The sequence below is a fragment of the Campylobacter sp. RM19072 genome, from assembly GCF_024723485.1.
GTDB lineage: Bacteria > Campylobacterota > Campylobacteria > Campylobacterales > Campylobacteraceae > Campylobacter > Campylobacter porcelli.
Map to the genome: position 1 here is coordinate 133,092 of NZ_JANQCU010000002.1, position 10,844 is coordinate 143,935.

Annotated in this window: 12 protein-coding genes; 5 read left to right on the plus strand and 7 right to left on the minus strand. The window is 33.7% G+C overall.

Translation table 11 applies throughout. From position 1 onward, the window contains the following. Nucleotides 1-5: 5 nt before the first annotated feature. The 6 genes from CSUIS19072_RS02585 to CSUIS19072_RS02610 are packed head-to-tail and all read right to left on the minus strand — an operon-like array spanning nt 6 to nt 4,442. Nucleotides 6-521, minus strand: coding sequence for a flavodoxin family protein (locus CSUIS19072_RS02585; RefSeq protein WP_086242380.1), 516 nt, complete (start codon nt 519-521; stop codon nt 6-8). After that, a complete protein-coding gene (locus CSUIS19072_RS02590) occupies nt 518-700 on the minus strand; it encodes a hypothetical protein (RefSeq protein WP_086237464.1) in 183 nt (60 codons plus the stop codon). The genes CSUIS19072_RS02585 and CSUIS19072_RS02590 overlap by 4 nt, the downstream gene beginning before the upstream one ends. Nucleotides 701-703: 3 nt before the next feature. Further along, nucleotides 704-1,381 carry a hypothetical protein gene (locus tag CSUIS19072_RS02595; protein WP_086237463.1) on the minus strand — a complete coding sequence of 226 codons (678 nt, stop codon included), beginning with the start codon at nt 1,379-1,381 and terminating at the stop codon, nt 704-706. An 8-nt stretch (nt 1,382-1,389) separates the two neighbouring features. Further along, nucleotides 1,390-3,408, minus strand: a complete 2,019-nt coding sequence (locus tag CSUIS19072_RS02600; protein ID WP_086292847.1) for a TonB-dependent receptor — start codon at nt 3,406-3,408, stop codon at nt 1,390-1,392. 21 nt (nt 3,409-3,429) lie between these two features. After that, nucleotides 3,430-3,843, minus strand: coding sequence for an ExbD/TolR family protein (locus CSUIS19072_RS02605; RefSeq protein ID WP_086237461.1), 414 nt, complete (start codon nt 3,841-3,843; stop codon nt 3,430-3,432). After that, nucleotides 3,840-4,442, minus strand: a complete 603-nt coding sequence (locus CSUIS19072_RS02610) for a MotA/TolQ/ExbB proton channel family protein (RefSeq protein ID WP_086242379.1) — start codon at nt 4,440-4,442, stop codon at nt 3,840-3,842. The genes CSUIS19072_RS02605 and CSUIS19072_RS02610 overlap by 4 nt, the downstream gene beginning before the upstream one ends. 214 nt (nt 4,443-4,656) lie before the next feature. On the opposite strand from CSUIS19072_RS02610, the gene CSUIS19072_RS02615 reads away from it, so the two are divergent. Together CSUIS19072_RS02615 and CSUIS19072_RS02620 are read left to right on the plus strand one after the other, a co-directional pair. After that, on the plus strand, nt 4,657-5,163 hold the full coding sequence (locus CSUIS19072_RS02615) for a hypothetical protein (protein ID WP_086237459.1): 507 nt from the start codon (nt 4,657-4,659) through the stop codon (nt 5,161-5,163). Nucleotides 5,164-5,558: 395 nt separating this feature from the next. Next, nucleotides 5,559-5,762 carry a hypothetical protein gene (locus CSUIS19072_RS02620; protein WP_086237458.1) on the plus strand — a complete coding sequence of 68 codons (204 nt, stop codon included), beginning with the start codon at nt 5,559-5,561 and terminating at the stop codon, nt 5,760-5,762. 179 nt (nt 5,763-5,941) lie between these two features. Here CSUIS19072_RS02620 and rpsU read toward each other — a convergent pair whose 3' ends face one another. Beyond that, nucleotides 5,942-6,154 carry a 30S ribosomal protein S21 gene (gene rpsU, locus CSUIS19072_RS02625; protein ID WP_086237457.1) on the minus strand — a complete coding sequence of 71 codons (213 nt, stop codon included), beginning with the start codon at nt 6,152-6,154 and terminating at the stop codon, nt 5,942-5,944. Nucleotides 6,155-6,307: 153 nt separating this feature from the next. Here rpsU and ccoG point away from each other — a divergent pair, with 153 nt between their 5' ends. From ccoG to CSUIS19072_RS02640, 3 genes are all read left to right on the plus strand, one after another. Next, nucleotides 6,308-7,684, plus strand: a complete 1,377-nt coding sequence (gene ccoG, locus CSUIS19072_RS02630) for a cytochrome c oxidase accessory protein CcoG (RefSeq protein ID WP_086237456.1) — start codon at nt 6,308-6,310, stop codon at nt 7,682-7,684. Between the two features lie 149 nt (nt 7,685-7,833). Continuing rightward, nucleotides 7,834-8,907 carry an efflux RND transporter periplasmic adaptor subunit gene (locus CSUIS19072_RS02635; RefSeq protein ID WP_086292845.1) on the plus strand — a complete coding sequence of 358 codons (1,074 nt, stop codon included), beginning with the start codon at nt 7,834-7,836 and terminating at the stop codon, nt 8,905-8,907. Continuing rightward, on the plus strand, nt 8,908-10,844 hold a 1,937-nt coding region (locus CSUIS19072_RS02640), incomplete at its 3' end, for an efflux RND transporter permease subunit (protein WP_337212024.1).

The window sequence follows — 10,844 nt, forward strand, 5'->3', positions numbered from 1 at the left end:
TACCTCTAAATTTTCAGTGCTAAAAATGCGTTTTTTGCATTTTCTAAGTCAGTTTTATCAGGATGGGTGCTTGCTTGTAGCCATCTAGCTTCTTTTTCTGGCGTGATTTTATAGCGTTTATCATTTGGATAAATTTTTGCCATTTCTCGCATTTTTTCTATAATTTTTGGATCGATCGCGCCTTGGGAATAAAAAGTAACTAAAATCTCATTTCCTTGCGAAATAAATTTAGCCTTAAATCCATCTATAGCATTTTTTGCATATTCGCTATTTGTATCTCCGCCCATTGTTATAAAAAGCCCTATTTTTTTAGAGCGAATTTGGCTTGTAAAGCCCTTAAAATCACTATCCATATCGCCTTTGTCTATGTAAAATCCTATAGCTATAAAATCATAATTTTCTAACTCTTGTAATGAGATTTGGGTATAATTTATGCTTTTACAATTTAACGCACTAGCAATGCTATTTGCGACTTTTTTTGTATTTCCTGTAAGTGATGAAAAAATGACAATTTTTTTCACGCCAAATCCTTTTTAAATAAGCTTACTATATTTGCGATACTATTTTTCCAAAAAATATCAAATTTATGGTATTTTAGTATTTCTCTTTTAATGCTTAAGCATCCATCTATTTTACAAAATTCTACTATTTGCGATCTATTAAGGCTTGGCATTTTGTGGCATTTTATCTCTATAAGCACCTTTTATCCTTTAAATTTAAATTCATATGGTTTTATAATTTTACAATTACTAATACCATCTTTAAGTACCTTGATATCCAGCTTTTGGGTTAATATTTTAGCTTGGTCATTAAAAATTTCACTCTTTCCATTGACTTTTAGAATTTTAATACTTCCATCTTTGTTTATTTGAAATTCAACTTCAACTATAAAAGTATCTCTAAGCTTTAATAAAAGTGCTTTTTTAGGGTAGGTTGGTTCTATTTTATTTGTGATTATAAAGCCAACCCCTTCTAGGCAGACATCTTCGCTTTTTTTAAACTCATTAACTATATTTTGAGTTGTTTTATTTGAAATTTGTGATTTATCAAATTGATTTTGAATTGAAATTTCGCTTATTTGCTCTATTTTTTCTACTTTGTGTATATCTTTAAGCACTTTTTTTGGTTTTGGCTGTGGTTTGGATTTTTGAGCTTCTTTTATAGGCTCATCTTTTGCCTTTTCGATTTTTGTTAATTCCTCTACTAGATCTTGTTTTATCTCCTCTTTTTTTGGTTTTGGCTCGATTTTTGGAGTTTCTTGCCCCTTTGTTTCATTTAATTTTATAGTGATCTTTTTTGGGGTAGTTATTGCTTCATCTGAGTGCAGTGGCAAAAATAATATCACCAAATTTATAATGAGAGAGAGCAAGAAATATCTCATTTTATGCCTTAAAATGTGTATTTAAACTCAGCATAAAAATTTCTCTCAGGTGCTGGAATATAGCTATTTTGTTTTTTATTTTGATATGTGTTATACCTTTCATTAAATAGATTTTTTATTCCAGCTGACATTGAGATATTTTTTGCAAAGTCATATTTTGTGCCAATATCAACGATAAAACGATCTTTTATCTTATCATAGTTGCTATCAACCGTGCTATCAAAATATTTAAAATTACTTAAAATTGTAAGCTTTTTAATTGGCAGATAATCAACTCCTAGCACAAATTTAGTTCTTGGGACAAGTGGCACTCTTTTTCCATTATCTTTGCCCTCTTTTATCTGTGCATTAATATATGAGAATGTTTGACTTAGTTTTAATTGGTCAAATAGCCATTGCTCTGAATATAGCTCAATTCCATAACGGCGAGTTTTTGAGAGATTATAATATCTCCAAGCTTGAGCGTGGCGACCACCACCAAGCTCTTCATAAACAATCTCATCAGTTGTATCTGTTTTAAAGATTGTAGCACTTGAGAATTGACCAAAAATTAAATCTTTTATACCAACTTCATATGTCCTAAATATCTCTGGCTTTAAATTATTAAATGAGTAGCCTTTGATTTGATCTTTATCTGTTAATTGAACTGGACTTGGCGATATAAAGCCACGCTCAAATTTTAAATAAACATTCCCAGTATCTGAATATTTGAAATTTGGCGTAATTTCAAATGCATAAGTATTAATATCAGTGTTATTTTGTATGCTATCTGTGGTATTTATAGGTCTAGGTGGCATTCCATTTGTTGTCATATTCACATTTGTAGTTCTGCTATTTGTATAATCAGCCCACTCATATCTTGCCCCAGCACCTAAAGAAAACCAGCTATTAAACTCATGCCTTTGAAGTGCGTATATAGAGTGAGTATTTTTTGTTATATCTACATTTATATCATTATGATAGCGCCCCCCCCCTGTTGGCATATTCATATCCATAATAGAGCTTCTTGCTCCATCATTTTTCTCATATTCGTATCCAGCTACAAATTCGCCACTACCATAATCATATCTACCTTTTGTTTTTACGCCCTTTTTTTCATCTTCGAAAAGACCATAAGTAACATATGATGAGAAAATATCTGGTGTCATTTTTATTTTTTGATAATATGGCATTATTCGAATTTCGAGCTCATCAACTGGCTTAATAGAGTAGTCTAGGCTAATATCGAGTTGTCTATCTTTTTGGAATGTTTTATCACTTCCTGCTGCTTTTCTATTATTATTAAGCTCATCTTTTGTTATTGAGCTTGTTGTGTCTATTTTTGAGCTATAGTAGTTTGTATTTAGTGTTATGTTTTGAGTATCTGTTATCTGATAGATAGCTGATCCGCTTGTATAATATCCTCTATTTCTTTCATTATATCTATAGCCATTTTCGCTGAAGGCTTTTGCGTTAAATTTTAAATATAAATCATCGGTTGCTTTTACCCCTAGAGCTAAATTTGTAGATCTGTGAGAGTATGAGCCAAATTTAGCTGAAATATTAGCAAAAAAATCCTCAGGCTTTTGCTTTGTAATTATGTTTATAACGCCACCTGCAGTACCTCCACCATAAAGCACACTTCCTCCGCCTGGGATTACCTCAATTCTTTCTATATCATCGACATTTATCATATTGATTGGAACTACAGCATGAGCAGTGTCTAGCATATTTAACCCAATTCCGTTAATCAATACTTTTACAGATGTATTGGCTTTGCTTCCTTGACCTCTAAGATCTACCGTATCGCCAAATCCAGGATTGACGAAGGTTACACTTGGAACTTTTTCTAAGATCTCTTGGACGCTAGCATACCCTCGCCCTTGGATCTCATCAGCTGTGATGATAGAAACATTTCTAGTTTCATCTTTTAAGGGACTCTCAAAGCCTGTAGCCGTGATGACTGTGGTATCAAGCTTGGTATCAGCGGCATTAAGAGCGATAGCTGATGTGGCGCATAGACTAAAAATAGCAAATTTGTTTATCATTTTAACTCCTAAATTATTGGTTTAATTTTTTCTTATATTTAACTCTACATTATTGACATTTGCATCTTTTAAAATAGAAATAAGATCGATAATTTTCTTATATTCAAGCCCTTCATCGGCGCTTATTTTGATACTATTTTTATGATTTTCATCCAAATTCGAGATGAAATTTTTTAATGCGTCTATACTTAAAATTTGCTCTATTTCGCCAATTTTTAATGTAATTTTTTCATTTATTTCATAAAATAATTCTACTGGTAAGTTATTATCTTTTTCAAATTCAGTAGTAGTCTGCGGTAAATTTACATTAAAATGAGTAAGTTTGTTAAATGTTGTTGTTAGCATAAAAAATAGCAACAAAACAAAGATAACATCGATCAAATTTAGCATAGAAATTCTGCCGATTTTATTTTGTTCTCTTCTTACAAATTTCATGCAATTCTCCTGCTAAAAAGCCCAATTGTTCTATTTAAGTCATTTAAAATATAATCTATTTTCTTGTTTATCATTAGATGAATTATTAAGCAAGGAATTGCTACTATTAGACCGGCTGCTGTGGTGTAGAGTGCTTCTGAAATTCCTATGGCTACCTCTGGTGCATTTGCTCCGCCACTTAATCCAGCAAATGATCTAATCATTCCAGTAATTGTGCCTAAAAGCCCAAGTTGCGGAGCTACGCTTGCACACATTCTAAGAATCCAGTTATGTTTTTCCAAATTTACAATTTTATCATTTATAGCCTCTTCAATAATGTAGTCTATTTGCGATTTTGTATCTAGTTTAAAATTTACACTTTCAAGCACAAAAATAGTAGTTTTAGCAATTGTATTTTTATATTTTTGGCATAAAATTTTTACCTCTTCATCTTTGTTGCTGTTGATTAGAGTTGCTAACTTCATCTTAAATTTTGCCGTGGCATCTAGTTCGTAAATCAGAAAGTAACAGAGCTTTTCAAGTATTACCCCAAATGACAAAACAAAAAGGAAAAATATAGGCCACATAAATGGACCGCCAGTATAAAAATATGCTAACATTAAATTCTCCGTAAATAAAGATAAATTTACTCCTAAATATTATATTTTGATATTGCTTATCAAAAACTAAATAGAATTGTAGCAACAAATTACTTAAATGATAATTAAAATCAATATTTTTTATCTATGGTAAATATATAAAGATAAAATTTTTATTTTTTAACTTTATCTGAAGCTAAAAAAGAGATAAGAGGCATCCACAATGTAACTTATAATGATAAAAAAGCAACTTATATCAAGACTGAAGCTTTTAAATTTAGGCAACTCCTTAAGAGAGTATATAAAAACATACAAAGAGCCTTTTATAGATAAAAATGGAGCTAGAATTTACGAATGGGAAAATAAAGAAGGGGTTAAATTTAGGGTTGTTGTTGATAGTAGCCGTAGGGACATGACGACCGCCGAATTACCACAACCTACGGTTACTGATGATATTATAACATTTTATTTTGATAGAAATATAAAAGATAAAATGATTTTTAGAAATCCAAAACTGAATAAAGACAAAAGAAAGCCAAATTCACAAGTTAAAGGCGATACCGCGAACTTGTCCGCTTATAGCGGTAAATTTAAGGGTGATATAGTATGGGGTGGGGACACGCTCTCTACTTTAAACGCCCCACAAATAGCTAAACAAGAAGTAGAAGCTATGGGTGAAACTATACCAAATCAAAGCATAAAAAAGCTGAAACTAGAGCCAAGCAATACGCTAAATTTCTAGCTGAAGCTAACGAGCCAACACAAGATGAGCTTTATCAAGTTTATAAAAAGGCTAAAAAGATATAGAAAAACCAACCAAAAAAATCCGCATTTGTCGGATGGATAACTTTCTCAAAGATAGTTCAAAGCACAAGAGGTGGGTCAAGGGAGTGTGGCTCCTTGTCGCAAAGTGGGGCTTAGCTCGTGCGGCGAAGTTAAAATAGGGGTAACCCTACGAAGTAGGGGCTTTAGTGCGTTTCCAAAACCAGCGAATGCGACACCTTTAGGGGTGGTTTCCTTGAAAACCAGCGAATGCGACGGCTTTAGCCGAGGTTTTTGTAAAGTGCTAAACTTTGGTCGCAAAGTGGGGCTTAGCTCGTGCGGCGAAGTTAAAATAATATAAATAAAGGAGAAAAAATGCTAAATTTAGACACAAATAAGCTAATTAGTGTTTATAAACAAATAGAAGCGTCAATCGTTAGTGAAAACTCAATATTTGATAAGGCTATTAAATATCTTGATGATAGCTTTAATGATAAAACTCTAGCCCCAAAGGATAAATATTTTGCCACACTAGCCATTTTTACCATTTTATGGAATTTTTTAAGGCACTTAAACTAGCTAATATTAAAGTAAAATTTAGCTATAAGATTAAATTTTGCTAATCCATCACTAATAAATATTTTTGCGGAGTGCTATCATTTGCCTACACATATCTAAAACGTAATGGAAAATATAGTTAAATTCAAAAAAGCTATAAAAATAGCGTTAAAAAGACCGCCGAAGCGGTCATTATGGTATTAGAGTCTTGACTCATAGCGTCTAAGCATATAGAGTCTTTTAAGCATTTTTTTACGAGCTGAAATTTTCTGCTTTTTGCGAACTTCAGTCATAGGCTCGAAAAATCTTCTAGCGCGAACTTCGGTAACTACTAAGTTACGATCAGTTTGCTTTTTAAAGCGTCTGTATGCCTCATCAAAAGACTCGTTTGGATGTACCTTAACTCCTGGCACGATCCTCACCACCTTTCGTTTAAAATTTAAAAATTGTAATTTTAATCAAATTTAACTTAAATACTCATTACAAATAATATAAAATTTTTTATTAATTATGTTTTAATATAAGAAGTTATATAATCGTCGCCAAAAATTCAAAGGAAATTCCAAATGTCTTGCTCTCCTACGCACTACACGAAGCGACGCTATATTGTCTATTCTATCGTTACTTTAATAGCTTTGATAACTCCATTTATTCGTATTAACGGCAATCATTTATTTTTGCTTAGCTTTGATAAAAAGCAGCTACATTTGCTATTTACTTCATTTGATATGCAAGAGCTATATTTGATGCCATTTTTGCTTATTATTTTGTTTTTGAGTATATTTTTTATGACTACTTTAGGCGGAAGGGTTTGGTGCGGATGGACCTGTCCGCAGACGATATTTCGTGTAATTTATAGAGATTTAATCAGCACCAAAATTCTTAGAATTCGTAAAAATATTAAAGACAAGCAAAAAGAATTTGATGGCAACATCATTAAAAAATTTATCTCAGTGATAATCTGGATAGCTCTTGCTTTTGTCGCTGCGAGTAATTTTATGTGGTATTTTGTGCCACCTGAGGATTTTTTTGCTTATCTTGCTAATCCAGCAGAGCATAAGCTTTTAGTTGGAATTTTAATAGGAATTAGTGCGTTTTTAGTATTTGATGTGGTGTATTTGGCTGAGAATTTCTGCGTTTATGTCTGTCCGTATGCGAGAATTCAAAGCGTTATGTTTGATAATGATACCATTCAAGTAATCTATGATGAAAATCGTGGTGGTAAAATTTATGATGGCCATATGAAATTAGGCAAAAAGCCTACCGCCCCAGATGCAGAGTGCATTGGCTGTGAGGCTTGTGTGAGGGTTTGTCCAACTCACATTGATATACGAAAAGGCATGCAACTAGAGTGTATAAACTGCTTAGAGTGTAGCGATGCGTGTAGTGAAGTGATGGGTAAGCTTGGTAAAAAAAGTTTGATAAACTGGACAAGTGCTAAGGCTGTAAAAACTGGAAATAAGGTTAAATATTTTAGATTTAGAACAATTGCTTATATGGTTGTGCTGTGCGTAGCTATAATCGCACTTGGCGTTATGACGACTAAAAAAGAGCATATGCTACTAAACATAAATAGAGCAACCCAGCTATATAGCATTCAAGTGCTTGATGATAATAGCTTAAAAGTTCAAAACGCCTATACATTTTTAATCCAAAATACAGATAATACAGAGCACTCTTACTATTTTGATGTCAATGAGACTAAAATAGCAATCGATAGACCTCTAAAGCCTATAACTCTCAAAGCTGGTGGCAAGAAGAAGATTATAGTAGTGCTAAGCACCACCCATACTTTGGTAAATGATACTAGACACGATACGCCAATAGATATTATGATTCATGCATACGCTAATGATAATAAAGAGTTAATTAGCGTTGATCGTAAAACAATTTTTGTCTATCCTAAACAGATTGAGCTAGAAAAAGCTTTAAATTCAAAATAATTATCAAATGGAGATTTGGCTCTCCTTTTGATAATAAATATCAAGATAAAACTGGAAAATATTAATCATTTTTTTGGTTAAAACTGCTTATATTAATTTTTTTTTATTAAATTTGTTGTAGAATATCGCAAAAATTTGAAAGGCTATGTATGAATAAATTAGGGAGAATTTTGGCTCTTGGCTTTACTGCTTTGATGATGGTAAGCTGCAGCGATAGTAAGAAAAATAGCACTCAGCAAACCGCTCCAGCATTGCCAGTAAGCGTATTGGTAGCAAAGATGGGAGATATTCCGATAACTCTTGAATTTAATGGTCAAGTTGTTAGTGATATGGATGTGATTATCAAAGGTAAGGTAGTTGGCTCCATTGAAAAGCAGTTTTTTACCCCTGGAAGCACGATTAAACAAGGAGAGAAGCTATATCAAATCGATGAAGCAAAATATAGAGCCAATTATAATGAGAAGCTAGCAACTTATAAAAACGCCAAAGCACAATATGATAGAGCAGTGATATTAAGATCTAAAAATGCAATATCAGCTAAAGAATTTGACGCATCTAGTAGTGCGTATGGCTCAGCACTAGCAAATTTAAATAACGCTAAAGTGGATTTGGATTATTCGGTGGTTAGGGCACCATTTGATGGGGTGATTGGCGATACTCTTAAAGATGTTGGCTCATATGTGAGTGCTACTGATAATGATCTAGTGCGTATCACAAGGCTAAATCCGATATTTGTAGAATTTGGCATTTCTGATACTGATAAGTTAAATATAGATGAAAAAAGTGCAAGCGGTCAGTGGAAGCAGCTAGATTCTAAAGTGGAGATTAGGCTAAGTAATGGCAATGAGTATAATGGGACTATTAATTTTATCGATAGCGTAATCGATCAAAATAGTGGCACGATAAAAGCAAAGGCTAAATTTGATAATAACCAAACCCAAATTCGCCCAGGAGTATTTGCCGCTGTTAAAGTGCATGGATTTTATCAAAAAAATGGATTTAAAATTCCGCAAATTGCCGTATTACAAGATTTAGTAAATCCATTTGTATATGTCGTTCAAGATGATAAAGTGGTAAAAAAAGCCATTAAAATTGCCTCTCAAGATGCCATAAGCGTAGTAATCTCAAGTGGATTAGAAGATGGAGATAAGGTAGTTTTGGATAATTTTAAAAAGATCAAAGATGGCTCGCTTGTGCAGATTGTAGCAACAAAAGGCGAATAGATGTTTTCTAAATTTTTTATAAATCGCCCAGTTTTTGCGTGCGTTATCTCTATCATAATTGTTTTAGCTGGTTTAATCGGGCTTAAAAATGCCGCCGTGGAGGAGTATCCACAACTCACCCCACCACAAATCGTCGTCCAAGCCACATATAGTGGTGCTGATGCTCAAACCATAGCCAGTGCCGTAGCCGCTCCATTAGAAGAGGCTATAAATGGCGTTGATGATATGATATATATGCAAAGCACATCAAGCTCATCTGGGACTATGAGCTTAAATATATTTTTTGAAATTGGCACCAATCCGCAAACGGCTTCAGTAAATGTCAATAATAGAGTAAGTCCGATACTATCAAAATTGCCAGAAGAGGTGCGTAGGGTTGGCGTAAAGGTTGATGAGCGAAGTAGTAATATATTAGAGGTTTTAGCATTTTATGATCCAAGCAAAAAGATGAATGATACAGAGCTATCTAATTATGTAAGTATCAATATAGCAGATGAGCTAAAGCGTGTAAAAGGCGTAGGGGATGCCGTAGTAATCGGTAATAAAGAGTATTCTATGCGAATTTGGATCAAGCCTGAAATGCTAAAACACTATAATATGACTATAAATGAGGTAATAGCGGCCATTAGAGAGCAAAATTCACAATATGCAGCTGGCAAGATTGGTGAGCAGCCTATGGCTACGGGTAACCCTTATGTATATTCTATCAAGCCAGAGGGTAGGCTAACGCAGATTAGCGAATTTGAAGATATTATAGTAAGGGCTGATTTAAGTGGTAATATTATTAGATTAAAAGATGTCGCTAGTATAGAGCTTGGATCGCAAAGTTATGCATTTGCTGGGCGTTTTAATGGTGGTAGTATGGTGCCAGTGCTTATATTTTTGCAAAGTGGTGCAAATGCCCTAGAAACTGCTGAAGCTGTAAAGGCTAGAGTCGATCAGTTAAAAGAGAGTTTCCCAGGGGATATGACCTATAGAGTAGCATATGATACGACTGAATTTGTCAAAGTATCTATTGATGAGGTTATTAAAACCTTTATAGAAGCAATTATTTTGGTTGTGATAGTTATATATATGTTTTTAGGAAATCTTAGGGCTACTTTTATTCCACTGCTTACCGTTCCAGTATCTATTTTGGGGGCATTTGCGGGAATTTATATAATGGGATTTTCTGTAAATTTAATTACCCTTTTTGCTCTTATTTTGGCTATTGGGATTGTCGTTGATGATGCCATTATCGTTATAGAAAATGTCGAGCGGATTTTACACGAAGAGCCAAATTTAAGCGTCAAAGAAGCCACCATCAAGGCTATGGATGAGATTATGGCACCTGTTATATCCATTGTGTTAGTGCTTTCAGCGGTATTTATCCCAGTTTCTTTTATGGAAGGTTTTGTGGGTGTGATACAAAAGCAATTTGCTCTAACTTTGGTTGTATCTGTGTGTATATCAGGGCTTGTAGCTCTTACTCTTACTCCTGCACTTTGTGCGATAATACTGCGTAAAAAGGAGAAACCACCATTTTGGTTTGTGCGTAAATTTAATGAATTTTTTGACTTTTCAACAAGGATATTCTCAGCTGGTGTAGCAAGGATTTTGCGTCATGTGATTATTAGCTTAATTAGCGTTGGGATTATAATTTTTATGATGATTGAGCTATTTAAGATAATTCCTAGCGGACTAGTCCCAGCTGAGGATAAGGGAAGTATTTTAACCATCATAAATTTACCTCCAGCCTCAACCCTACCAAGAACTCTTGAAGATGCTGCATTTATAGAAAGTGTTGTATCTAAAAATCCAAATGTCAAAAGCGTAACCACGCTAACAGGATATGATATGATGGCTGGGTCGCTTAGAGAGAATGCTGGTATGATGTTTATCACTCTTCAGCCGTGGAATGAGCGTCCCGGTATAGAAAATTCAGCCGCTACTATGGC

Bases quoted from the DNA above. Each gene is read 5' to 3' on its own strand.
- CSUIS19072_RS02595 (WP_086237463.1), bottom strand. From the start codon at position 1,381: ATGAGATATTTCTTGCTCTCTCTCATTATAAATTTGGTGATATTATTT.
- CSUIS19072_RS02600 (WP_086292847.1), bottom strand. From the start codon at position 3,408: ATGATAAACAAATTTGCTATTTTTAGTCTATGCGCCACATCAGCTATC.
- CSUIS19072_RS02605 (WP_086237461.1), bottom strand. From the start codon at position 3,843: ATGAAATTTGTAAGAAGAGAACAAAATAAAATCGGCAGAATTTCTATG.
- CSUIS19072_RS02610 (WP_086242379.1), bottom strand. From the start codon at position 4,442: ATGTTAGCATATTTTTATACTGGCGGTCCATTTATGTGGCCTATATTT.
- CSUIS19072_RS02615 (WP_086237459.1), top strand. From the start codon at position 4,657: ATGATAAAAAAGCAACTTATATCAAGACTGAAGCTTTTAAATTTAGGC.
- CSUIS19072_RS02620 (WP_086237458.1), top strand. From the start codon at position 5,559: ATGCTAAATTTAGACACAAATAAGCTAATTAGTGTTTATAAACAAATA.
- ccoG (WP_086237456.1), top strand. From the start codon at position 6,308: ATGTCTTGCTCTCCTACGCACTACACGAAGCGACGCTATATTGTCTAT.
- CSUIS19072_RS02635 (WP_086292845.1), top strand. From the start codon at position 7,834: ATGAATAAATTAGGGAGAATTTTGGCTCTTGGCTTTACTGCTTTGATG.